Annotated in this window: 20 protein-coding genes and 1 pseudogene; 9 read left to right on the top strand and 12 right to left on the bottom strand. The window is 60.5% G+C overall.

Going from position 1 to position 22,183, the window contains the following annotated elements:
- The first annotated feature begins 18 nt into the window (after nucleotides 1-18).
- The 3 genes from PSH88_RS27095 to PSH88_RS27085 all read left to right on the top strand — a co-directional run bounded on the left by PSH88_RS27095 (nucleotide 19) and on the right by PSH88_RS27085 (nucleotide 2,530).
- A complete protein-coding gene (locus tag PSH88_RS27095; RefSeq protein WP_305423763.1) occupies nucleotides 19-489 on the top strand; it encodes a prepilin peptidase in 471 nt (156 codons plus the stop codon).
- Nucleotides 490-614: 125 nt separating this feature from the next.
- Entirely contained in the window at nucleotides 615-1,400 is a 786-nt protein-coding gene (locus tag PSH88_RS27090; RefSeq protein ID WP_305423762.1) for a response regulator transcription factor, read from the top strand.
- Nucleotides 1,401-2,152: 752 nt separating this feature from the next.
- On the top strand, nucleotides 2,153-2,530 hold the full coding sequence (locus PSH88_RS27085; RefSeq protein WP_305427062.1) for a DUF6124 family protein: 378 nt from the start codon (nucleotides 2,153-2,155) through the stop codon (nucleotides 2,528-2,530).
- 98 nt (nucleotides 2,531-2,628) lie between these two features.
- Here the strand turns inward: PSH88_RS27085 and PSH88_RS27080 are convergent, their stop codons facing one another.
- The 5 genes from PSH88_RS27080 to cpaB all read right to left on the bottom strand — a co-directional run bounded on the left by PSH88_RS27080 (nucleotide 2,629) and on the right by cpaB (nucleotide 7,913).
- Nucleotides 2,629-3,519: a type II secretion system F family protein gene (locus tag PSH88_RS27080; RefSeq protein WP_305423760.1), complete on the bottom strand. Its 891-nt coding sequence runs from the start codon at nucleotides 3,517-3,519 to the stop codon at nucleotides 2,629-2,631.
- On the bottom strand, nucleotides 3,516-4,400 hold the full coding sequence (locus PSH88_RS27075; RefSeq protein WP_305423759.1) for a type II secretion system F family protein: 885 nt from the start codon (nucleotides 4,398-4,400) through the stop codon (nucleotides 3,516-3,518). The genes PSH88_RS27080 and PSH88_RS27075 overlap by 4 nt, the downstream gene beginning before the upstream one ends.
- An 11-nt stretch (nucleotides 4,401-4,411) precedes the next feature.
- Nucleotides 4,412-5,692 (bottom strand): TadA family conjugal transfer-associated ATPase, encoded by a 1,281-nt coding sequence (locus PSH88_RS27070; RefSeq protein WP_305423758.1) that lies wholly within the window; start codon nucleotides 5,690-5,692, stop codon nucleotides 4,412-4,414.
- The gene (locus PSH88_RS27065; protein ID WP_305423757.1) at nucleotides 5,689-6,894 is read right to left on the bottom strand and encodes a CpaE/TadZ family protein; all 1,206 of its coding nucleotides are present in this window, start codon (nucleotides 6,892-6,894) and stop codon (nucleotides 5,689-5,691) included. Before PSH88_RS27065 ends, PSH88_RS27070 begins: the two co-directional genes overlap by 4 nt.
- A gap of 89 nt (nucleotides 6,895-6,983) precedes the next feature.
- Entirely contained in the window at nucleotides 6,984-7,913 is a 930-nt protein-coding gene (cpaB, locus tag PSH88_RS27060; RefSeq protein WP_305423756.1) for a Flp pilus assembly protein CpaB, read from the bottom strand.
- 324 nt (nucleotides 7,914-8,237) lie between these two features.
- Here cpaB and PSH88_RS27055 point away from each other — a divergent pair, with 324 nt between their 5' ends.
- On the top strand, nucleotides 8,238-8,435 hold the full coding sequence (locus tag PSH88_RS27055) for a Flp family type IVb pilin (protein ID WP_305423755.1): 198 nt from the start codon (nucleotides 8,238-8,240) through the stop codon (nucleotides 8,433-8,435).
- A gap of 84 nt (nucleotides 8,436-8,519) precedes the next feature.
- Nucleotides 8,520-8,930: a response regulator gene (locus PSH88_RS27050; protein WP_305423754.1), complete on the top strand. Its 411-nt coding sequence runs from the start codon at nucleotides 8,520-8,522 to the stop codon at nucleotides 8,928-8,930.
- Nucleotides 8,931-9,015: 85 nt separating this feature from the next.
- On the opposite strand, the gene PSH88_RS27045 is transcribed toward PSH88_RS27050, so the two are convergent.
- Nucleotides 9,016-9,870 carry a MaoC family dehydratase gene (locus tag PSH88_RS27045; RefSeq protein ID WP_305423753.1) on the bottom strand — a complete coding sequence of 285 codons (855 nt, stop codon included), beginning with the start codon at nucleotides 9,868-9,870 and terminating at the stop codon, nucleotides 9,016-9,018.
- A 2-nt stretch (nucleotides 9,871-9,872) separates the two neighbouring features.
- Entirely contained in the window at nucleotides 9,873-11,225 is a 1,353-nt protein-coding gene (locus tag PSH88_RS27040) for a 3-oxoacyl-ACP reductase (RefSeq protein ID WP_305423751.1), read from the bottom strand.
- 185 nt (nucleotides 11,226-11,410) lie between these two features.
- Here PSH88_RS27040 and PSH88_RS27035 point away from each other — a divergent pair, with 185 nt between their 5' ends.
- On the top strand, nucleotides 11,411-12,688 hold the full coding sequence (locus PSH88_RS27035; protein ID WP_305423749.1) for an acetyl-CoA C-acetyltransferase: 1,278 nt from the start codon (nucleotides 11,411-11,413) through the stop codon (nucleotides 12,686-12,688).
- Between the two features lie 30 nt (nucleotides 12,689-12,718).
- Here the strand turns inward: PSH88_RS27035 and PSH88_RS27030 are convergent, their stop codons facing one another.
- The gene (locus tag PSH88_RS27030) at nucleotides 12,719-13,747 is read right to left on the bottom strand and encodes a bile acid:sodium symporter family protein (RefSeq protein WP_305483415.1); all 1,029 of its coding nucleotides are present in this window, start codon (nucleotides 13,745-13,747) and stop codon (nucleotides 12,719-12,721) included.
- An 84-nt stretch (nucleotides 13,748-13,831) separates the two neighbouring features.
- On the opposite strand from PSH88_RS27030, the gene PSH88_RS27025 reads away from it, so the two are divergent.
- The gene (locus PSH88_RS27025) at nucleotides 13,832-14,623 is read left to right on the top strand and encodes an AraC family transcriptional regulator (RefSeq protein ID WP_305423747.1); all 792 of its coding nucleotides are present in this window, start codon (nucleotides 13,832-13,834) and stop codon (nucleotides 14,621-14,623) included.
- A gap of 99 nt (nucleotides 14,624-14,722) precedes the next feature.
- Here PSH88_RS27025 and PSH88_RS30615 read toward each other — a convergent pair whose 3' ends face one another.
- Nucleotides 14,723-15,427 carry a methyl-accepting chemotaxis protein gene (locus PSH88_RS30615; protein ID WP_431312688.1) on the bottom strand — a complete coding sequence of 235 codons (705 nt, stop codon included), beginning with the start codon at nucleotides 15,425-15,427 and terminating at the stop codon, nucleotides 14,723-14,725.
- Between the two features lie 201 nt (nucleotides 15,428-15,628).
- A pseudogene (locus PSH88_RS30610) lies at nucleotides 15,629-16,420 on the bottom strand (cache domain-containing protein); the annotation flags it as partial.
- A 639-nt stretch (nucleotides 16,421-17,059) separates the two neighbouring features.
- Between PSH88_RS30610 and PSH88_RS27015 the strand changes: the two are divergent.
- Both PSH88_RS27015 and PSH88_RS27010 read left to right on the top strand, forming a co-directional pair.
- Complete coding sequence (locus tag PSH88_RS27015) at nucleotides 17,060-17,953, top strand: PA4780 family RIO1-like protein kinase (RefSeq protein ID WP_007907116.1); 894 nt, start codon at nucleotides 17,060-17,062, stop codon at nucleotides 17,951-17,953.
- A gap of 214 nt (nucleotides 17,954-18,167) precedes the next feature.
- Entirely contained in the window at nucleotides 18,168-19,382 is a 1,215-nt protein-coding gene (locus PSH88_RS27010; protein ID WP_305423744.1) for an MFS transporter, read from the top strand.
- Here the strand turns inward: PSH88_RS27010 and cueR are convergent.
- Both cueR and PSH88_RS27000 read right to left on the bottom strand, forming a co-directional pair.
- Nucleotides 19,336-19,749, bottom strand: a complete 414-nt coding sequence (gene cueR, locus PSH88_RS27005) for a Cu(I)-responsive transcriptional regulator (RefSeq protein WP_205887668.1) — start codon at nucleotides 19,747-19,749, stop codon at nucleotides 19,336-19,338. The genes PSH88_RS27010 and cueR overlap by 47 nt on opposite strands.
- On the bottom strand, nucleotides 19,746-22,139 hold the full coding sequence (locus tag PSH88_RS27000; RefSeq protein WP_305423742.1) for a heavy metal translocating P-type ATPase: 2,394 nt from the start codon (nucleotides 22,137-22,139) through the stop codon (nucleotides 19,746-19,748). Before PSH88_RS27000 ends, cueR begins: the two co-directional genes overlap by 4 nt.
- Nucleotides 22,140-22,183 lie beyond the last annotated feature (44 nt).

Genomic DNA, 22,183 nt, shown 5'->3' with positions numbered 1-22,183 from the left:
ACGGACGTTTTTTACCGGATGCAGAACTTTGTCCTACTGATCTGGCTGACGCTTTGCGCAGCACAGGATGTCCGAGAGCGGCACATCGCCAATGGCCTGACCCTTGGTGCGGGTGTACTGGCGCTGACGTATCTATTGTGGACAGGCACCACATGGTTGGGGGCCGAGGCGGTACAGGGCGGCTGGGCTTTGTTGTTGGCACTGGCCTTCACCTTGCCCGGTTATGCATTGAAACGTCTGGGGGCGGGCGACGTGAAACTGATGGCGACGCTGGGCCTTGCGACGGACGGTATGCACCTGCTCGGCGGTTTCATCGGCGCCGGATTGGCCAGTGTGTTCTGGCTGCTGTTGGCGCCAAGACTCTGGCTGTATATGGGGCAGGGGCTTAGAGATCGTCTTCGTTACCTGGGACCTGGAACGTCAAAAAAGCAGCCCTTTGCGCCGTTCGTACTGGTGGGCATGTTGCTCACTCTGGTCTGGATGCATTAGTCGCCGGGCGCCACTCGTTCTATGTACATAGTTGGAAAGTGCGTCTACTTTCAACAACAGTTGTTGTACAGCCTATGGGTCGTGGGTTCAGGAACGGTCAAGCCAGACTTGGCATGGAGTGACACGTGAACAAGCGTATCTCGGCAATAAAAGTCCTTGTGGTCGATGACGAACCATTGATTGTCGAAGAGCTGTGCGAGTTCATCGAGCGCAATGGTTATCGCTGTGTTCCTTGTCAGTCCGGCAAGCAGGCGATCGAGCGTTTCAATGAGTATGAGGATATCGGTCTGGTGCTCTGTGATTTGCAGCTGCCTGACATGGATGGCATTCAGCTCGTCCAGACGTTGCAACAGCTGTCCGGCAAGCACCGGGCGTTCGAGGCGATCATGCTCACCGGTCGCGCAGACAAGCAGGATGTGATCAAGGCATTGCGCGCCGGGTTTGCTGACTACTATCAGAAACCGATAGATCTGGCGGAGTTGCTTGAAGGTTTGCAGCGCCAGGAGGTGGTCTTGCAGGAGCGGCAAAAAAACCTGCAGTTGGGGCATTTGAGTCAGAAGTTGCAGTACCTTTGTGAGTCGATCGACGAGCTGTATCAGGATCTGGACAAGGTTCGTCGGGGACCGTCCTCGATGCCTTTATCTGATTCGGCTGACGGAGTCAGTGAGGTGGCGCGGGTGGAGATGCCGGCGGTTTTCAATCAGCTGTCGCCGCGGCAGTTGGAAGTGGCGCGGTTGGTGGGCAAGGGGCAGACCAATTATCAGATTGCCTGTGAGTTGGGGATTACCGAGAACACGGTGAAGCTTTATGTGTCGCAGGTGTTGCGGTTGACGCATATGCATAACCGCACGCAGGTGGCGTTGGCGTTGTCGCCTGGTAATGCTGGTGTGCGGCGGCTTACTGCGCACTGAGTTTTTTCGGGTGTACGCTGTTTCATTGGTGTACATATCCATTTCTGCGGTAACGGCGGCTTATGGTTTCGCCCTTACGGCGAGTCCCTTTTGGCAAACGCCCCAAAAGGAACCAAAAGGTCTCGCCCCAAGCGTCCGGCCCCTCGCTGAGGCTCGGCGTTCCTTCGCTCCGGTATCCATCTGGGGGCATCGCCCTACGGTCTGCTTCGCTACGACCTACATGCGATGGGTTCGACTGCGTCGAACGGCGCTGCGCGCCAATCCCCAGATGAACACCTCCTCTCAGCCTCCCGAAGGGGCGGGTGGATCAAAATCAAAAGCCAGATCAAAAGCTGCAGGCAAGCTAACGCTCGGCCTGTTGAGTGGTGAGGGGCGGGTGCACGCCTCTCCACTGTGGGAGCTTGCCCGCGATGGCGGCCTTACAGACAGCGATGTTTATTGATCAGTAAAAACATCAGAACCTTCCCACATGTTTTTCAGGTTGCCCGTCGGACGCTGCGTCTCTAGCCTTTGTCCGTCGCTGACAATTCAGCGACCGGGCGTCGCGGCTCGATTCTTGAGGCATAATCGCTCCACCGAACTACAACACTTTTGGGTGTCTGTCGTTTCGTGTCATGGCGACTGTGCGCGGGATACCTTCGGGTATGCCGAGCAAGCCTCAGGGATCGGTCCGCGAACCCGCGTACAGCTGCCACCCCAAATTGCATCGCGGCAATTTGGAAGTGGCTCCATTTCATCCCAGAGGTGTAACCATGTTCAAAGCAACCCCAAATCCCCCAGAAACCGACAACGTTTCCCCTTACGAATCTGCTGATTCAAAAAAATTCCACGACGCCGCTAACCGCGCGCTCGACCACTATCTCAACCCATCCGCCCTCAAATCACCCGTGGCCCGCAAGCCGAGCACGATGTACATGGTTGCGCCGGATATCAAAGACGAAGACCTGTTGGCCCACACCTGTGAATCGTTGGCCCAGGCCAGTGTGATGGCGAGTGATATTGCGGGGTATCTGGAAGGGCCGCACCGGCACACGGTGATGGCGATTCAACAGATCGTCATGCTGGCAGAACTGGCGGTGAACCGGATGCTGGATAACGTGGCCATACCAAAAACTGCGCAACACAGCTGACCCCCCCCTCGCCACAGATTCAATATCCCCCTTAACTGACTGGCATAGGGCAAGCCCCCTGGCCACAGCCTCTCTCCTACGGGATCGCCGTTGGTCTTTCAACGAACAAAGGCCCGGGCCAAAGCGGTGAAGCTGGGGCCGGCCAGTACGATCAGTAGCGCGGGGAAGAGAAACAACATCATCACCACGGACATTTTCGCGGACATCTTGGAGATGTATTCCTGCAAGCGTGTCAGGCGTCGGTCATCGAGCAGCATTTTGAGTCCCAGCAGTGATTTCATGGCGCCGCCGCCCTGGTGGATCAGTTGCTGAAGAATTACGCAGGTGTCAGTGAACTCGTCCACCGCCAGTAACTGGGTGGCCTTGTTCAGTTCTTCGCCAAGCTCCAGACCGGAATCGACCCGCGTCAGTATCAGGCGCAGTTCATGGGTCAGGGCCGGCAGTAATTGTTTGCCTTCGATGCTCAGCACGCGCAACGACTGCTCCACCGCCATGCCGGATTCGAACAGGATGCGCAGCAGTGGAATGAAGGTCGAAATCTCGATCGCCAGTTGTCTTTGCCGACGGTACGCGGCGGCGGCCAGCAAGCGTTTGGGCAGCAAATAACCGAGGGCGGTGGCGAAGGCCGGGGTGATCCAGTGGTTGTTCACCTGCGGGAAGAACACGCTCTGGATCAACAGACTCAGGACCAACGCAAGCACCGGTATGCCGATCTGGCAGGCAGCGAACAGCGAGCGTTGCCGGGCGCTGCGCCAGCCGAGGCGGTTGAGCAGCATTTGGGTTTCGTTGTCCAGTTTGACCGAGCGCTGACCGATGCGGCTGTCGCCCAGCGCTTGCAACCAGTGACTGACGCGGTGGTCGCTCAGCGGTTTGCCGTCCAGTCGTTGAGCCACCTGGCGAGCACGCCGATGCTGGTCCAGCAGCCCACTGAGCAGCAACAGCGTGGCCGCCAGAAACAACAGTGCGCTGATCAGCAGGGCTATTTTCATACGCTACGCAACATGCGCCACAGCGCCAGGCAACCCACGACCTGCAGGCCGAACGCGGTCGCGAGCATCATTTGCCCCGAGCTGCTGTTCCACATGGCGAGCAGGTATTTCGGATTGGACAGCAAGAAGTAAGCGGCGAGCCCCACGGGCATCAGGGCCAGCACCAGCGCCGTGATGCGGGTTTCGCCCGTCATGGCGCGTAATTGGCGCGCAGCCTGGTCTCGTTCGCGGATCATTTTGATCAGGTTCTCAAACAGTTCACTGGCGTTGCCGCCATAGCGGTGATTGACCTTCAGGCCCAATGCGAACAAGCGAAACTCGTCTTTCTCGTACAGTTCGGCGAAGTCCGTGACAGCGTCAGGCAGGCTGACGCCCAAGTGCACGTTGCGTTGAATCCGGCCCATGGCGTTTTTCAGTGGGTCTTCGGCGGCGTCGATGGCGACCAGCACGGCATCGGCCAGGGTGCGCCCGGACTTCAGACTGCGCACCGTGTGATCGAGCAACGGTGGCAGTTGTTCGATCATGCGCTTGAGCCGGCGCTGGTAGCACCAACTGATGTACAGCCGCAAAGCCAGGGGCGGCATCAGCAACATCACCAGCAAACCGATCCAGCTCGCGAGGGCAAAACCCAGCAAGATGCCCAGGGCCCAGAGCAATAGCCACAACCCCAGGCGCTCGGTGGGACGACCGAGGCCGGCACGTAGAAAGGCTCGTTCCAGGCCTGCCCAGGATGATTTCGCCACCGCCAGTTGCGGTTGCCCCTGCATCAAGCGACCGAGGGTTCGATCGATGCCGGTCTGGCGCAGACCGTTGTAGAACAAACGGATCGACAGGCCCAGCAACGTCAGGCAAATCAGGATGAGCAGCGCCGGTTTGAGCATGCCGTGACCCTTCAGGGCGATAAGGGAGAGAGCGCCGACTCACGACGCAGTTTATCGCCGGCGGGGTTGACCGCCTCGCGCAGAAAACCGAAACCGGTGCGTCGGTCGAAGCGGAACAGCGTATTGGTCACATAGATGTCATCACGAATACCGACGACCTCCACCACTTCGCTGACGCAGCGGCGGCCATCGGGCAGGCGCGTCAGTTGGATCACTACGTCCAGCGCCGCGCAGATCATTTGCCGCAGGGTCCGTTCAGCGATGGCGCGTCCGGTCAGGCCCACCAAAGTCTCCAGGCGCAACAGCGCATCCTGGGCATTGTTGGCGTGTACGGTGCTCATGGAACCGTCGTGCCCGGTGTTCATCGCGGTGAGCACGTCGACCACTTCGACGCCGCGAATTTCGCCGAGGATGATTCGGTCCGGGCGCATCCGCAGCGCATTGCGAATCAGATCGCTGGCCTTCACTTCGCCATGGCCTTCGGCATTCGGTGGTCGGGTTTCCAGGCGCACCACGTGAGGATGGCCGAGTTGCAATTCGGCGACGTCTTCGATGGTGACCAGCCGTTCGTGAGGGGCGATCAACTGGCTGAGAATGTTCAGCAGCGTGGTCTTGCCGGTGCCGGTACCGCCGCTGACAAGGATGTTGCAGCGCTTGCCCACGGCCTCTTGAATAAATTCAAAGATCGCCTGATCGATGGTTTGCATGGCCATCAGGTCGGAGCTTTTGAGCATGTCCTTGCGGAATTTTCGAATCGACAGGCACGGGCCATCGAGAGCAATGGGCGGGATGATCGCGTTGACCCGGCTGCCATCGGGCAGGCGCGCATCGACCATCGGCGAAGACTCGTCGAGCCGTCGGCCCAAGGGGGCGATAATTCGTTGCATCACCCGCTCGACGTGGTGGTCGTCGATGAATCGCAGGTCACTCAGGTGCAACACACCCTCGCGCTCGACGAACACCCGGTGCGGGCCGTTGACCAGAATTTCGGTCACCGTCGAGTCACGCAGCAACACCTCCAGTGGGCCGAAACCGGTGAGCTCGTCGACGATTTCCTCAGCCAGCCGCTCCATCTCATAACGGGAGATCGCCAGGTGCAGACGGGCGATGTACTCGGCGACTTTGTCGATGACGAACTGCGACAGCATTGGCCGCGAACCTTCCAGCAGGTTTTTTCCGGACTCTTCGATGGCGTCGATGATGTAGCGGTGCAGCACCAGTTTCAGGCCCTCGTGGTCGGTATTGCCGGTCGACCCGTGGGAGGGCGCGCCGAAGAGTCTTTCCCCGCTCATTGCGCGCCCCTCAATCGGTCAAACCAGCCGGCCTTGGGTTTGTCCAGGTCTTCGGAGCGTTTGGCCAGTCGTTCGCCGAGGGCGCGCAGGCTTTGGGTCAGGTTTTCGCGCGGGGCCAATTCGAACAGGCTCACCCCCTGATTCTTGGCGTTGAGCCGTACTTCCGGGCTGTAGGCAAGGACCGCCATAACCTCCATGCCGAAGCTTTTACTCAACGTGTCGGAGTCTGGCGCGACGTTGCGCAGATAGCGGTCCACCAGCAACCTGGCGTGATCGAGCTTGAGGCCTTTTTCGCGCCAGCGGCCGAGCACCTCAAGGTTGCGTCGGCAGTCGAGCACATTCTGATCGGTGTACCACAGCAACTTGTCGCAATGGCTGACGAAGGTGCGCAACGCTTCGCTGTCCGACTGGCCGGTGAGGTTCACCACGATGTGCTGGAAATGTTGACGCAAGGCGCTGAGCAACATGTACAGCTCGGCGGCACTGGTCTGTTCCAGCGGTTCGTCGTTGCTGGCGTAGGCGAGGATTCGCAGCCCGGCGTCACAGGTGGTGAAGGCGCTGTCGATCAGCGTCGCGTCGAGGCGCCTCAGATGGCGCAACGCATCGCCGAAATGAAACGAGCTCTCCAGCCCCAGCAACGCAAGGCTGTCGCCACGCGGCAGGCCCAGATCCAGCAACAGTGTCTGCTGGCCGCTCTTTTGCACCACGTGCGCCAGGTGGTTGGCGAGCAACGCGCCGTCGGCATTGCTCTGCGCGCCGTAAAGCACGGTCAGGCCTCCCTGTTGACTCTGTTGCAGGTTCGGCGCCACGGTCGGCAGGCGTTTACTCAGGCGGCGCACCAGGCCGGCAACTTCACTGGAGCGTGAGCCATAAGAGACGAAATCCCGCGCGCCGGCACGCATGGCATTGAGCACGAGTTGGTTGTCCATGCCATCGCCCAAAGCGACGATCGCGAGCATCGGTTTGGCCTCCAGGGCACCCTCGATCAACGCGCTCTGGGCCACCACATGTTCACGGTCCAGGCCCACGAACACCAGGCTGGCGAAGGTCACGTCCACCAGCGTCAAGAGCTCATCGAGGTTGCCGCCACCGGCGCTGATCACTCGGCCCAAAGGGGCAAGCGCACCTTGCAGCCACTCGAAGTCGGTGCTGTTACGCGTGATCGCGAGGAACGTCTGACTCAGGTTCTGGGGCTGGCTCATTGCGATAACCCGCTGCATTTATCGAAGCAGCCGTTGTCGAGCAAGTACTGCGTGAAACGTCTGCGCATGGAGAAGCGTCCTCGCTCGATTCAGGGCGTTTGTTGGGTGACTTCATTGCCGCGGATGACTTCCACGCCCGTCTTGCGCGGTGCCGCGCCGCCGCTTACGGGTTTGGGGGTGCCGGCCAGGGCCAGTTGACTGAACTGCACCAGTTCGCGATTGGCACTGGCCAGGCTCGCCTTTGAATCACGGTTGCCGGCCCAGTATTGGTTCAGGCGTTTTTCCTCGGCGCTGCGCACGGCCAGGCGCAAAACACCGACCTGCGCCGCGAGCATCAGGCGACTCAAGAGAGGTTCGGGGACGGCGAGCAAAACGGTGCGGGCGCTGGCGCGCTGCTGTTCCTGCTTGAGTCTTTCTTCGTTGCTGCGCGCCGGGTTGGCAGGCTGGCCATCGTTCATCAGCCCCAACTGGTCGCCGACACCCAGCACCCGCAATGCCGGGACCACGACCTGGGCCGATTGCTGGAGGTTGTTGGTGTCCATGCGCAGAAACAGCAGGACGTCGACATAGTCGCCGGGGCTCAGTTGACCGCCGACATTGATCACATCATCCGCCGCCACGGCGAGGGCGCGCTCATCGGGGCGGATCATTCGTGCCAGCGCCCCGCCGGTTTCGAAACTTTCATCATTGAGCCAACTGCCGGCAGTCAGCGTGCGCCAAGGCATTCGGCCAATGGCTTGATCAAGACGGGACAGGCTGCCGGCCGGAGCGGTACGGAGTTTCTCCACGGTCACATCGGCTGCGGTGATTTGTTCGAACGGTGCTATGTCACGCAGCAGCACAACCACCGGTTGGCGGGTCGGGTCGTCCGCCGGCGCCAGTAGTGGGGTCGATGATGTGCCGGGTTGCGCGACGGATTCGGGTACCGGTTGGCGACTCAGCGCCAGCCCCCAGTAACCGGCAATGATGGCGCCTACCAGAAAAAGCCCGGCCAGGCCCATGGTGACGCGACTGTTCATGACGGCTCTCCCTTTCCTGCTGCGTAACGCCCCCCAAGAGTGCTAACGAGATGACTTCGCAATCAGGCAGCGATGAACATGGAACTATTTCGCTATTTGACCGTAGCGCAGGTAGAGCAAAACGCCATTACAGGGCGGGAAATATCTGACAAAAGTAACGGCTTGAAGCCAAAAGCGCTGTTTTGTGACGTCAATGAACTTGGTACTGCTTAAGTATTAATAGGTTCTTACAGTTGTTGGTGCGGGGTTTGCCGACAATGCTGATGCTGGCATAGGGGAATCATGTTGCAGCTGTGCAACATCCGCTGTCATAGGAGGCATCTCATGTCCTTTACTAAAGTTGTTCAGAAGATCAAATCCGAAATCGTTTCTTACAAAGGTCTGGCCAAAGAGACTGAAGGTGCTTCGGGTATCGAGTACGCGATTATTGCGGGTATGGTGGCCGTTGCGCTGGCAGCATTTGCGACACCCATCGCCACGAGTGTCACCGACATGTTCACCACAATTTCCGCCGCGCTTTGATTTTAAGGCTGGCAACAGGCAGTCATTTGCCAATCCCGCAAAGGGCTTCTAACGTCAAGGCTTAGTCCATTGCAGGTGTTACCCATGAACGCTCCAGCGATTCCTCGCCAACAGCTTCTTCTGGTCGATGATGAGGAGGATGCGTTGCTGGAATTGGCCGAGTTGCTGGAGGGCGAGGGCTTTACTTGTTTTACCGCAACGTCGGTCAAACTCGCTCTTCATCATTTGACTTGTCATCCTGATATTGCGCTGGTGATTACTGATTTGCGGATGCCGGAGGAGAGTGGCATGTCGTTGATCAAGCGGTTGCGTGAGCATACGGCCCGTCAGCATTTGCCGGTGATTGTGACGTCGGGGCATGCGGATATGGAGGATGTGAGTGATATGTTGCGGTTGCAGGTGCTGGACTTGTTTCGCAAGCCGATTTATCACGTGCGGTTGTTGGAGACGTTGAATAATTTGTTTCCGCAGCCTCGGGGTTTGGTCGGTTCCTGATCTGCGGTGTAGGTATTCCATCTGGGGCATCGCCCCACGGTCTGATCGTTCCCACGCAGAGCGTGGGAACGATCAGACCGAACCATCAGGCAACCGGCCGCCACTGCCCCACCATGTGTTCCAGATCCCCCGCGCCCATCAACTGAAAATCCCCGCTGGACCCCGCCGCGCTGGACATCAGCGTCACTTCACTGGGAAGGCGCACCGGTTTTCTGAACTGCACCGCCATCTCGACGTTGGCCGTTGGTAAATGATCGGTCAGGGCTGCCAGCGTACGGGCCTTGTTCCATAGACCATGGGCGATGGCGCTGGGAAAGCCAAAGAGCTTCGCGCTGATCGCACTCAGGTGGATCGGGTTGTAATCCCCGGACACCTTGGCGTATCGGCGGCCAATGTCCGCTGGCGCTTTCCAGTGGGCCACTTCGGTCAGTGACAGCGTTGATGCAAACGCTTCCTCGACAGGCTCGCCTTCCAGTTTGACGCCGCGACAGAGCATCTGGCTTTCAGCCTCCCACAGCGGCCCCAACTGATCATCGAGCGTCGTCACCAAATTGAACGTCGCACCCTTGGCATGGGGTTGCAGGTTCTGCACTTTCACGCTGACCCGCACCCGGTGCACGCCGCCCATGGGGCGCAAGATGCGGATGCGATTGCTCAAGTGAATCAGCCCCAGCAGCGGGAATGGAAACGCTTTGGCCGTGAGCAATTGCATCTGCAAGGCAAACGCCAGGATGTGTGGATACGTCGGTGGTAGCAGCCCGTTGTCGGCGAAGCCACACACCTTGCGATAAGCTTCCAGGCGTTTCGGATCGACATTGACCCAGCAGTGATAACCCAGGTCAGGCAGGGTGGTGCCGGTGATTTTTCGTCGCATTGCCGCCTTCACATACAGCGTTTGCAGGCCCGGTTCGCTATGGAGTGTTTGCCAGTTGGTGGTCATGGTCAGGCTCCCAAAACGCTTTGCCCACAAATGCGCAATGCTTGCCCGGTAAATGCTCCAGTGCCCGGTTGTGCCAGCCAGGCCACGGCTTCGGCGACGTCTTGTGGCAGGCCGCCCTGGCCCAACGAACTCAAGCGTCGCCCAGCTTCGCGCACGCCGAAGGGCAGGTGCGCGGTCATTTGGGTTTCGATGAACCCTGGCGCTACGGCGTTGATGCTGATGCCGCGCTCACTCAGCAGCGGCGCCCAGGCTTGGGCCAGGCCGATCAACCCGGCCTTGCTCGCCGCGTAGTTGGTTTGCCCGCGATTGCCGGCGATGCCGCTGATGGACGCCAGCAGAATCACTCGGCCGTTGTCGCGCAAGGTGCCGCTGTCGAGCAAAGCCTTGGTGAGCACTTGCGGCGCGTTGAGGTTGACCGCCAACACCGCGTCCCAGAATTCCGGGGTCATGTTGGCCAGGGTTTTGTCGCGGGTGATGCCCGCGTTGTGGACCACGATGTCGATGCCATCGGGCAAGTGCTCGATCAATTGTGCGGCGGCGTCTTCGGCGCAGATATCCAGGGTGATGCCGCGCCCGCCGAGGCGTGCGGCCAAGGCTTCTAGATCGCTCTTGGCCGGTGGCACGTCGAGCAAAATCACCTCGGCGCCGTCGCGGGCCAGGGTTTCAGCGATCGAAGCGCCGATGCCGCGAGCCGCGCCCGTCACAAGTGCCTTGCGTCCCGACAAGGGACGACTCCAGTCCATCACCTGCGCCTCACACGCCTTCAAGCGAATGACTTGCCCGGAAATGAACGCGCTTTTGGGCGAGAGGAAAAACCGCAATGGGCCTTCCAGTTGATCTTCGGCACCTTCGCCGACATAGATCAGCTGCAAAGTACCGCCGCTGCGCAGTTCCTTGGCCAACGAACGGCTGAACCCTTCAAGGGCGCGTTGGGCGCTGGCGGCGAAGGGATCGCTCAAGGTCTCTGGCGCTCGGCCAAGAATCACCAGATGTGCATGGTGATCGAGGTTTTTCATCAGCGGCTGGAAGAACTCGCGCAGCTGTTTCAGCTGATCGACCTGCACCAGGTCACTGGCGTCGTACACCACGGCTTTGAGTTTCTGACCGTGGCCGGGAATCCACGCGGTGGCCAGGGTCGGATCGGTGCCGTAGCTGTAAATCGTGTCGGTCAGGCGGTTGGCGAGGCTGCCCACTTTTTCTGTCAGCGGGCCGCCGCCAATCAACAACGCCCCCTCGATTGGCCGCAGCCGGCCTGCTTGCCAGCGTTCCAGTCGTACCGGCGACGGCAGACCCAGGGCACCGACCACACGATGGCCGATGGACGAATTGGCGAAGTCGATATAGCGGTCAGACATGGATCATGCTCCAGCAACTGGGATTAAAAGTGTGGACCATGAACGGCAATTAGTCGTTCGACCCACGAGATACGGCCTACGCTTGATCATTGCAGGTTAGTTTGAGATTGGGTTTAGCAGGACTTTCAGGAAATGCAGCCCCCCTGTGGGTTTGGTGTTCATAGTTGATTAAAAGGAGCTTTTTCATGACTCAGCTGCGCCGCGTCGCGATTATCGGTGGTAACCGTATTCCCTTTGCCCGGTCCAACGGGCCGTACGCCACTGCCAGTAACCAGGCGATGTTCACCGCAGCACTGGAAGGCCTGATCGAGCGCTATAACCTGCATGGTGTGCGCATGGGTGAAGTGGCGGCGGGTGCGCTGCTCAAGTATTTGCGCGATTACGGCCTGACCCGCGAATGCGTGCTGGGCTCGCGGTTGTCGCCGACGACGCCGGCCTATGACGTCCAGCAAGCCTGCGGCACGGGGCTGGAGGCGACGTTGTTGGTGGCGAACAAAATTGCCCTGGGTCAGATCGAATGTGGCATTGCCGGCGGTGTCGACACAGCCTCGGACGTGCCGATCGGTGTCAACGAAAGCCTGCGCAAGATCCTCTTGCAAGCCAACCGCGCCCGAAGCACCGCCGACAAACTGAAAACCTTCCTGCAACTGCGTCCCCGCCACTTGATGCCCGACTTCCCAAGCATCGGCGAGCCGCGTACCGGCCTGTCGATGGGCCAACACTGTGAAATGATGGCTCAGACCTGGAGCATCCCGCGCGATGAGCAGGATCAGCTGACCCAGGAAAGCCATCAGAAACTGGCCGCGTCCTACGCCGAAGGTTGGCACAACGACTTGATGACGCCGTTCCTCGGCCTCACCCGGGACAACAACCTGCGCCCGGATCTGACCCTGGAAAAACTCGCCTCACTGAAACCGGCCTTCGAGAAAAGCGCCAAGGGCACCCTGACCGCGGGCAACTCCACGCCACTCACCGATGGGGCGTCGGTGGTGCTGCTGGGCAGTGAGGAATGGGCGAGAGAGCGCGGCTTGCCGATCCTCGCCTATTGGCGTGACGGCGAAGCGGCGGCGGTGGATTTCGTCAACGGCGCAGAAGGGCTGCTCATGGCGCCGGCTTATGCCGTGCCGCGTTTGCTGGCGCGTAACGGCCTGACCTTGCAGGATTTCGATTACTACGAAATCCACGAAGCATTCGCCGCTCAGGTGCTCTGCACACTCAAGGCCTGGGAAGATCCGGAGTTCTGCAAAACCCGTCTCGGTCTCGAGGCGCCGCTGGGCTCCATCGACCGCAGCCGGCTCAATGTCAAAGGCAGCTCACTGGCCGCCGGGCATCCGTTTGCCGCCACCGGTGCGCGCATCGTCGCCAACCTGGCGAAACTGCTGGACGCGGCGGGCAAGGGCCGAGGGTTGATCTCGATCTGCGCCGCTGGCGGTCAGGGCGTGACGGCGATTATCGAGCGCTGATTACTGAGGGCCTGATTATTGATGCCCTGATTATTGAGGGTTGAGCACTGCCGCGCGTTGCTGCGCGGCCAGTTCCCGGTTGCGGTTGGCGTAACCCTCGGCCATCACCGAGCAGACGATCAACTGCAACGGGTGATAGATCATGATCGGCAGCAGAATCAGGCCAAGGCCGGGGTTGGCACCGAAGATCAGCGCCGCCATCGGTGCGCCGGCCGCCAGGGATTTTTTGCTGGCGCAGAACACCGCGGCAATCTCATCGGCAGGGCTGAACTTCAGCGCGCGAGCGGTGCGGGTGGTCATCCACAGGATGATTGCCAGCAAAATCGTACTGCCCATCAGCGCAGTCAGAATCACGCCGTTGCCCTGTTGCTGCCACATCCCCGACACCATCGAGTTGCAGAACGCCGAGTACACCAGCAGCAGAATCACCAGTTTGTCGGCGATGTTGGTGTAGCGCTTGTGCCGAGCGAAAAACTTGCCCAGGAACGGCCGCAGCAATTGCCCAAGCACCAGCGGCAACAGCAGCATGGCGCACAAGTCGAGCAAGGTTGAGCCCAGATCGATCCCCCCCGCGCCGCTACCGACCACGAAACTCACCAGCAACGGTGTCAGAAAAATCCCCAGCACGCTGGACAGGCTCGCGTTGAGAATCGCTGCCGGTACGTTGCCGCCCGCGCTGCCGGTCAGGGCCACGGACGAGGAAATGGTCGAGGGCAGGGCGCAGAGGTAGAGGAAACCGAGCATCAGCAGTGAGGGGATGTGCGAACCCAGCAGCTTGTCGCTCAGCAGCCAGATCAGCGGAAACACCGCAAAGGTGAAAGTTTGAACCATCACATGCAGCTTCCAGTTTTTCAGCCCATGGCGGATCTGCTCGCTGGAGAGGTTGACCCCATGGAGGAAGAACACCAGAAACACGCCGATGTTGATCACGTACTCCGCGTGCATCCCGCCGCCGGTGGCGCCGAAGGTCGGGAAAAAATACGCCAGCAGCGTGGCGAGCAGCATGCCGCACAAAAACCAGTCGGTGACCACGCGTTTGAGGTGTTTGAAGGCATGCATGACCGGCACCGAATACGTTTGTAAGAATTGATGACTTAGCCTAACGTCGGCTCTACCAGCCGTCTTGCGACATAAGGCCAATCAATGCCGACTAACGGACAACTTTCCCTCGAACGAATCATTCCTACGCTCACGGTGTTGCCGCGACCGTTGTATGCGCGCGCGGAAAGTCTGAATGCCGGTTCGTGGACGCCGCCGCATCGTCACGATTGGGTGCAGTTTTCCTACGCCATTAGCGGCGTTCTCGGTGTGCATACCGCCGAGGGCAGTTTCTTTGCGCCGCCGCAGTGGGGCATCTGGATTCCGGCGGATCTCGAGCATCAGGTCGTGACCTCAATGCGTGCCGAGATGCGCAGCCTGTACGTGCGCCGCGAGGACTGCCAATGGGCGGACGGGCGTTGCCGGGTTCTGGAAGTCACGCCATTGGCCCGGGAGCTGATCAAGCGTTTTTGCCTGCTTCCCGTGGAATATCCACAGGGCGACAGCCAGGAGGCGCGATTGGTGGGCGTGTTGCTGGATCAATTGGCGAGTCTGCCGGAGGTGGGGTTTTCCCTGCCGTTGCCCCGGCATGAACGTTTGTTGGGCTTGTGCAACGAGCTGATCGATAGCCCGGAGCGCAATGCGACCTTGCAGGAATGGGCCGAGCGTTTGGGCACGTCGCAGAAAACCCTGATGCGCTTGTTCCAGCGTGAAACCGGCTTGAGCTTCCGCAGCTGGCGGCAGCGCATGCGGCTGCTGTCGTCATTGAGTTTGCTGGAGGAGGGGAACAGCGTGACCCATGCCGCGCTGTCTTGCGGGTATGACTCGACGTCGGCGTTTATTGTGGCGTTCAAGGGATTGTTCGGGTTTACCCCGGGGGAATTGTTTAGGCAGTAATGACGCCTTCGCGGGCAAGCCCGCTCCCACAAGGACAACACAAACCCTGTGGGAGCGGGCTTGCCCGCGATTGGCCGCGTAGCGGCCACCCGTATCCGGTCAGGTTCTGAACCGCCGAACCAACCCATCCAGCTCATTCGACAACCCCGCCAGGCTCTGAGAATCCAGGCGCGCCGAGTTTGCCAGTTCCGCCACCAACTGCGCGTCGCCATGAATCTGGCTGATGTGGCGATTGATGTCTTCGGCCACTTGATGCTGTTCCTCAGCCGCCGTAGCGATCTGAGTGTTCATGTCGCGAATCACATCCACCGATTCACGAATCTGCCCGAAGCTGCTGCGCGCTTCGCCGATACGGGTCACCGATTGCTGAGACACTTCCAGGCTCGCATGCATCTGCTGCGTCACTTGACTGGTGCGCTTGGCCAGGTTGCCCAGCAGCCCGTCGATTTCTGCCGTGGAGTCGGCAGTCCGTTTGGCCAGGGCGCGAACTTCATCCGCCACTACCGCAAAACCACGACCCTGTTCACCCGCCCGGGCCGCTTCGATGGCCGCGTTCAGCGCCAGCAGGTTGGTTTGTTCGGCGATCGAGCGAATGGTCCCAAGGATCGACTGAATGTCGTTGCTATCGCGCTCAAGCTGTTGCATCGATTGCGCCGATTGTTCGATTTCCTGGCTCAAGCGATCAACACTGCTCACTGCGGCATCGATCTGTTGCTGACCTTCGCGCGCCTGGCGCTGGCCGCTGTCCGCCGACTCGGCGGCCTGGCTGCAGGAACGCGCGACTTCGTTGGCGGTGGCGACCATTTCGTGGAACGCCGTGGACACCATGTCCACCGCTTCACGCTGACGCCCGGCAGCTTCGGCCATGTCGCTGGACACCTGGGTCGAGCTCTGGGAGGTGGCGAGGATCTTGGTCGCCGCGCCGCCGATGCTTTGAATCAGGTTGCGAATCGCCGCCAGAAACTGGTTGAACCAGTTGGCCAGTTGCGCGGTTTCGTCGCTGCCACGGATGTGCAGGTTCTTGGTCAGGTCGCCTTCGCCCTGGGCGATGCCTTCCAGACCGCTGGCCACGCTGCGGATCGGCCGCACGATCAGGCTGGCGAAACTGGCGCCGACGATGGCAAAGAACACCGCCAGTACCGCCGCGATGATCGCGATCAGCCAGGTCAGTTGAGTGGCCGAACTCATCACGTCGGTTTGCTTGATCAGGCCGATAAAGGTCCAGCCCAGTTGTTCCGACGGCCAGACGTTGGCCATGTAGCGCTCGCCATTGAGCTCGACTTCCACCAGCCCTTTGCCGGCCTTGGCCAGTTGCGCGTAACCGTCGCCGAGACTGTTGAGGGCTTTGAAGTTGTGTGCTGGTTGCTTCGGATCGACCAGTACTGTGCCGGTGTTTTCCACCAGCATCAGGTAGCCGGTTTCGCCGAGTTTGATCTGTTTGACGATTTCGGTGAGTTGCTTGAGCGTCACGTCGATGCTGACCACGCCGCCATTGCTGCCCAGTTTGTTATCGATGGTGCGCACGGTGCTGACGTAAGTCGCGTCATCCTGAGCCCAGTAATAGGCTTCGGTGCGAAATGGCTTGCCGGGTTTGGCCTGCGCGGCTTTATACCAAGGGCGCTGGCGCGGGTCGTAATTGCTCAGCTTCGCATCGTCCGGCCAGGACACGTAACCACCCGCTGCGGTGCCAAGGATGGCATAAGCATAGGCCGGGTGGCTGTTGCCCAGGTCCTGGAGGAGGGCGAAGATTTTTTTGTCCGACTCGCCTTGGGGAATGCTCTCGGCGTTGGCGCTCATGTAGGTTTTGAGGCTGTCGTCGGAGTTCTTGATCAGCGGTTGGGTGGCCAGGTAATCGACGTTCTGGCTGATGCCGTCAAAGAACAGCTGCATGGCATTGCTGACCTGACGAATCTCGCGGCCGCTGCCGTCGACAAAATTATCCTTGGCATCGCTGCGCAAGTTCAGCACCACGAGGGTGGCGACCAGCACCACGGGCAAGCAGGCGATGATTGCAAACGCCCAGGTCAACTTCTGTTTGATGTTCATCCGCGCTCCAGTTTTTTCTTGTAGGCCCACGCAGTGCAGATGACTCGCGGATTATTGGCAGCTGTAAACGTTTACGATCGTCGGACAATTTCTGTTCCCTCTAATGCCTTCGGCTGATGAGCGAGGAAATTGAGGTCTGTTGAGAGAAATCCGGCGAAGGGTAGATCGACGTGTCAGATTCTGTCGCAAATACCCTCGCATCCCTTCGTCAACAAGTGGTGCAGGCTCAGCTATGATCCTGAGCGGTCGATGGGTTTTGCCTGATTAATCCGGCACATTGTGTGCATCCGCAATGTTCATAGGTCGGCAACCCCTCCCGCGAATGAGAGGATTGCCGTATAACGAATGACTTTCGCGTGTTTGGTAATAAAGGACCCACAATAAAAGCTGATGAAGACTCCAAAACGCATTGAACCCCTGATCGAGGACGGTCTGGTCGACGAGGTGCTGCGCCCACTCATGAGTGGTAAAGAAGCAGCTGTTTATGTGGTGCGCTGCGGCAACGAGCTGCGTTGTGCCAAGGTCTACAAGGAGGCGAATAAACGCAGTTTTCGTCAGGCGGCCGAGTATCAGGAAGGCCGTAAGGTGCGCAACAGCCGGCAGGCTCGAGCGATGGCCAAGGGATCCAAGTTCGGCAAGAAAGAAACCGAGGATGCCTGGCAGAATGCCGAAGTGGCGGCGTTGTTCCGCTTGGCCGGCGCCGGTGTGCGGGTACCCAAGCCGTACGACTTCCTCGAAGGCGTGCTGCTGATGGAGCTGGTGGCCGACGAGTACGGCGATGCCGCGCCGCGTCTGAATGATGTGGTGCTGGAGCCGGATCAGGCGCGCGAATATCACGCGTTTCTGATTTCGCAGATCGTGCTGATGCTGTGTACCGGTCTGGTGCACGGTGACCTGTCCGAGTTCAACGTACTGCTGACGCCGACCGGCCCGGTCATCATCGACCTGCCGCAAGCGGTGGATGCGGCGGGCAACAACCACGCGTTCAACATGCTGGAGCGGGACGTGGGCAACATGGCGTCTTACTTCGGTCGTTTTGCACCGGAGTTGAAACGCACCAAGTACGCCAAGGAAATGTGGGCGTTGTATGAAGCCGGCACTTTGCACCCGGCCAGTGTGTTGACCGGCGAGTTCGACGAGCCGGAAGAGCTGGCGGACGTCGGCGGGATCATGCGCGAGATCGAGGCGGCCCGCCTCGATGAAGAGCGCAAGCAAGCGATCCGCGCTGCGGACGATGCGCCACCGAGCAAGGCCGAAGAGCCGCCGCCACCGTGGATGCAGTGATCGATTGACCCAAAACCCGGCTTCGGCCGGGTTTTTTGTAGATGTTTTTTTTCGGATCGCGTCGTCTGCATCGCGGGCAAGCCCGCTCCCACACGTTTTGTGTTGCACCCGGATTCTATGATCGACACCTGACCTGTGGGAGCGTGGCTTGCCCGCGATGGCGTCAGACCAGACAATCCACAACGGCGATATTCCCCACACTCAAGGACTGAATGTGAACTCCACCCGCAATGCCCAACTGATCATCGTCGCCCGGCTGATTTCGGATTTCGGCGCTTTCCTCAACATGGTTGCCCTGGCCACCTACGTTTACCTGCTCAGCAACAGCGCCATGAGCGTCGGCATCTTCCTCGCCAGTCGTGTAGCCGGGGGCATCTTTGCCAGCCTGATCGGCACCCGTTTCTATCGCCGCTGGGCCGGGCGCCTGCCGCTGATTGCCTTCGACCTGCTGCGCGCCGGTTTGCTGGGCTTGCTGCTTGTGTTGCCGGTCACCCAACAAACGCTGCTGTTACCGCTGATCGCGTTCGGGCTGGGGTTCGGCAATTCGATGTTCGCCATTGGCCTGAACAGCCAATTACCGCACATGATCGATAAGGCGCAGCTGCTCAAGACCAACGCCTGGATTACCTCGGCGTCGTCTGCGGCGATGGTCGGCGGGAGTCTGGTGGCGGGGTTATTGGTAGCGGGGTTTGGCTTTGAAACGGTGTTTGCCCTGAACGTGGCCACTTACCTGCTGGCGGCGCTGCTGATAGTGCCGCTGCGGTTTTCCAGACCGGCACTCAGTGAGGAACCTCTTCACCAACAAGGCGAATGGCCGGCTCTGCGTCAGGGCTTGCGCACAGCGCCGGTGCTGGCGGCGATGCTTGCCGTCGCGATGGCCGATACGCTGGGCAGTGCCGCGCACAACGTCGGTTTCCCGATCATTTCAAAACTGCTGACACCCGAGTCGGCCAGCACCACGCTCGGCCTGATGCTGGCAGTCTGGGCCAGCGGGAAATTCATTGGAGCGCGAATCGCCAGTCGCCTGAAAGGTGCGGACAACGCGCACTTGGAACGGCGATTTTTCTTCGGCGTGCTGTTGATGTCCTGTGGCTTCATCCTGATGTTCCAACAGCAAACCCTTTATGGCTTGCTGCTGTTTTCATTGCCCGCAGGCTTGGGCGACGGGTTCTCGGAAGTCGGCCTGATGTCACGTCTGCAACGTGAACCGGACAACCTGCGCCTGCCGATTTTCAGCTTTCTGACGCTGCTGCAAATGACCGGGTTCGGCATTGGCATGTTGATCGCCGCGCCGTTCTATTCCTGGTGGACGCCCGGCGCGGTGGTGCTGTTGTTCCACGGCATTCCCCTCACCACGTTGCTGGTGGCGAAGGGGTTGGCGCTCAGGAATGGGCGGGTTCGGCGCAGCACCCCGACGCCAGCTCCTTGAGGATCGGGCAGTCCGGGCGGTGGTCGCCCTGGCAATGTTCTACCAGGTCTTGCAGGGTGTCGCGCAGTTGCCCGAGTTCGCGAATCTTCTGGTTCAGCTCGTCGATGTGCTGACGGGCCAGGGCCTTCACGTCGGCACTGGCTCGCTGGCGATCCTGCCAGAGGGTCAGCAGTTTGCCGACCTCTTCCAGTGAAAAGCCCAGATCCCGAGAGCGCTTGATGAACGCCAGGGTATGCAGATCGTCGTCGCCGTAAACCCGATAGCCACTGTCGGTGCGATGGGCCGCCTTGAGCAGGCCGATGGATTCGTAGTAACGAATCATCTTCGCGCTCAGACCGCTCTGGCGGGCCGCTTGGCCAATGTTCATCGGTTGTCCTCCAGGTCTTTGGGTTTCCAGGTTTTCAACAGTAGCGCATTGCTGACCACGCTGACGCTCGACAGCGCCATGGCCGCGCCGGCCAGCACCGGGTTGAGGAAGCCGAACGCCGCCAGTGGCAGGCCGATCAGGTTATAGACGAAGGCCCAGAACAGGTTTTGGCGAATCTTCGCGTAGGTCTTGCGGCTGATTTCCAGCGCCGCCGGCACCAGCCGTGGATCGCCGCGCATCAGGGTGATCCCGGCCGCGTGCATGGCGACGTCGGTACCGCCGCCCATGGCGATGCCGATGTCTGCCGCGGCGAGGGCCGGCGCGTCGTTGATGCCATCGCCGACCATCGCCACCACGCCGGTTTTTTTCAGCGCGGCGACGGTGGCGGCTTTGTCCGCCGGCAATACTTCGGCGTGGACATCACTGATGCCCAGCGCCTCGGCGACCACTTTGGCGCTGCCGCGGTTATCGCCGGTCAGCAGATGGCTGCTGATGTTCCGTGCGCTCAGCTGTTGCACTGCTTGCAAGGCGCCGGGTTTGAGCGTGTCACCGAAGGCGAACAGGCCGAGCACTCGCGGTTCAGGGCTTTGTTCGATCAGCCAGGACAGGGTCCGGCCCTCGGTTTCCCAAGCGGTGGCGGAATCGGTCAGTGGTCCGGCACTCAGGCCACTTTCTTCCAGCAGGCGCCGATTGCCCAAGGCCAACCGTCGACCGTCGAGACTGCCGGCAATGCCGCGCCCGGTCAGTGATTGACTGTCGCTGACATTCGCCACGGTGAAGCCGCGCTCGGCGCAGGCATCCAGCACAGCCTTGGCCAGCGGGTGTTCACTGCCGCGTTGCAGGGCGCCGGCCATTTGCAGCAAGGCGGCTTCGTCACCTTCGATGGCACTCAAATGCGCGATGCGCGGCGCACCCGAAGTCAGTGTGCCGGTCTTGTCGAACACCACGGCGCTGACTTCATGAGCGCGCTCCAGGGCTTCGGCGTCCTTGATCAGAATCCCGTAGCGCGCCGCCACACCGGTGCCGGCCATGATTGCCGTCGGCGTGGCCAGCCCGAGCGCACAAGGGCAGGCGATCACCAACACTGCGACGGCGTTGATCAGCGCGGTTTCCAGCGGTGCGCCGTACAACCACCAACCGATCAAGGTCGCCAGCGCGATCAGCAGCACCACGGGTACGAACACCTGGCTGACTTTATCCACCAGTTTCTGGATCGGCGCTTTCGCCGCCTGCGCGTCTTCGACCAGGCGGATGATCCGCGCCAGCACGGTTTCCGCGCCAAGCGCCAAGGTCCGAACCAGCAACCGACCTTCGCCATTGATGGCGCCGCCGGTGACCTTGTCGCCTGGTTGTTTCGGTACCGGCAGGCTCTCGCCGCTGATCAGTGCTTCATCGGCATGGCTTTGGCCTTCCACCACTTCGCCATCCACCGGGAAACGTTCGCCGGGTTTGACCATGACCAGATCGTTGAGGCGCAAAGCGCTGATCGCAACCTCCTGTTCGCGGCCGTCGATCACCTGAATGGCTCGCTCCGGACGCAGGGCTTCAAGGGCGCGGATGGCGCTGGTAGTCTGGCGCTTGGCGCGGCTTTCCAGGTATTTGCCCAGCAGCACCAGAGCGATCACCACCGCCGAGGCTTCGAAATACAGGTGCGGCAGACGGCCGGCGGCGGTGGCCCACTCGTAAACGCTCAAGCCGTAGCCGGCACTGGTGCCCAGGGCTACCAGCAAATCCATGTTGCCGGCGCCGGCGCGCACGGCTTTCCACGCAGCGACATAGAAGCGCGCGCCGAAGATGAACTGCACCGGCGTCGCCAGCGCGAACTGTACCCACGCAGGGAGCATCCAGTGCACGCCGAAAGGTTGCAGCACCATCGGCAACACCAGCGGCAAGGCGAGGGCGATGGCCGCCAGCAAGGCCCAGCGTTCGCGGTGCAGGCGTTGTTGTTGATCGTCGGTTTGCGGGTGTTCAACTTCCCAGACGCTGGCGGAGTAACCAGCCTTGGTCACGGCATCGAGCAAAGTTTGCGGGTCGACCTGGCCGAGCAATTCGAGGTGTGCACGCTCGTTGGCCAGGTTGACGCTGACACTCTTCACCCCCGGCACCTTGGCCAGTGCCCGTTCGACGCGGCCGACGCAGGACGCGCAGGTCATGCCGTCGATGGTCAATTCCAGGCTCTGCTGTGGCACGCTGTAACCGGCCTGCTGTACGGCCTCCATCAAGGCCGGCAGGCTGTCACTGGGCGCTTGAACCCGGGCCTGTTCGGTGGCCAGGTTGACGCTGACGGCCGTGGCGCCGAGAACTTTGCTCAAGGCACGCTCGACACGCCCGGCGCAACTGGCGCAGGTCATGCCGGCAATCGGTAGATCGAAAGTGGTGGATTCGGACATCGGTCACGCTCCCTGTAGAAATTGCCTACAGGATCAACCTTGCC

The sequence above is a fragment of the Pseudomonas wuhanensis genome, from assembly GCF_030687395.1.
Taxonomy (GTDB): Bacteria; Pseudomonadota; Gammaproteobacteria; order Pseudomonadales; family Pseudomonadaceae; genus Aquipseudomonas; species Aquipseudomonas wuhanensis.
The sequence above is the reverse complement of the archived record's forward strand: the minus strand, read 5'-3'. Positions and strand labels throughout refer to the sequence as shown.

Excerpts from the sequence above, each read along its gene's own strand:
- PSH88_RS30615 (WP_431312688.1), bottom strand. The coding sequence starts at position 15,427 with ATGGTCGCCACCGCCAACGAAGTCGCGCGTTCCTGCAGCCAGGCCGCC.
- PSH88_RS27070 (WP_305423758.1), bottom strand. The coding sequence starts at position 5,692 with ATGAGCGGGGAAAGACTCTTCGGCGCGCCCTCCCACGGGTCGACCGGC.
- cpaB (WP_305423756.1), bottom strand. The coding sequence starts at position 7,913 with ATGAACAGTCGCGTCACCATGGGCCTGGCCGGGCTTTTTCTGGTAGGC.
- PSH88_RS27095 (WP_305423763.1), top strand. The coding sequence starts at position 19 with ATGCAGAACTTTGTCCTACTGATCTGGCTGACGCTTTGCGCAGCACAG.
- PSH88_RS27050 (WP_305423754.1), top strand. The coding sequence starts at position 8,520 with ATGAACGCTCCAGCGATTCCTCGCCAACAGCTTCTTCTGGTCGATGAT.
- PSH88_RS27080 (WP_305423760.1), bottom strand. The coding sequence starts at position 3,519 with ATGAAAATAGCCCTGCTGATCAGCGCACTGTTGTTTCTGGCGGCCACG.
- PSH88_RS27075 (WP_305423759.1), bottom strand. The coding sequence starts at position 4,400 with ATGCTCAAACCGGCGCTGCTCATCCTGATTTGCCTGACGTTGCTGGGC.
- PSH88_RS27045 (WP_305423753.1), bottom strand. The coding sequence starts at position 9,870 with ATGACCACCAACTGGCAAACACTCCATAGCGAACCGGGCCTGCAAACG.
- PSH88_RS27040 (WP_305423751.1), bottom strand. The coding sequence starts at position 11,225 with ATGTCTGACCGCTATATCGACTTCGCCAATTCGTCCATCGGCCATCGT.
- PSH88_RS27025 (WP_305423747.1), top strand. The coding sequence starts at position 13,832 with ATGCCGACTAACGGACAACTTTCCCTCGAACGAATCATTCCTACGCTC.
- PSH88_RS27065 (WP_305423757.1), bottom strand. The coding sequence starts at position 6,894 with ATGAGCCAGCCCCAGAACCTGAGTCAGACGTTCCTCGCGATCACGCGT.
- PSH88_RS27030 (WP_305483415.1), bottom strand. The coding sequence starts at position 13,747 with ATGCATGCCTTCAAACACCTCAAACGCGTGGTCACCGACTGGTTTTTG.
- PSH88_RS27055 (WP_305423755.1), top strand. The coding sequence starts at position 8,238 with ATGTCCTTTACTAAAGTTGTTCAGAAGATCAAATCCGAAATCGTTTCT.
- PSH88_RS27035 (WP_305423749.1), top strand. The coding sequence starts at position 11,411 with ATGACTCAGCTGCGCCGCGTCGCGATTATCGGTGGTAACCGTATTCCC.
- PSH88_RS27000 (WP_305423742.1), bottom strand. The coding sequence starts at position 22,139 with ATGTCCGAATCCACCACTTTCGATCTACCGATTGCCGGCATGACCTGC.
- PSH88_RS27015 (WP_007907116.1), top strand. The coding sequence starts at position 17,060 with ATGAAGACTCCAAAACGCATTGAACCCCTGATCGAGGACGGTCTGGTC.
- cueR (WP_205887668.1), bottom strand. The coding sequence starts at position 19,749 with ATGAACATTGGCCAAGCGGCCCGCCAGAGCGGTCTGAGCGCGAAGATG.
- PSH88_RS27085 (WP_305427062.1), top strand. The coding sequence starts at position 2,153 with ATGTTCAAAGCAACCCCAAATCCCCCAGAAACCGACAACGTTTCCCCT.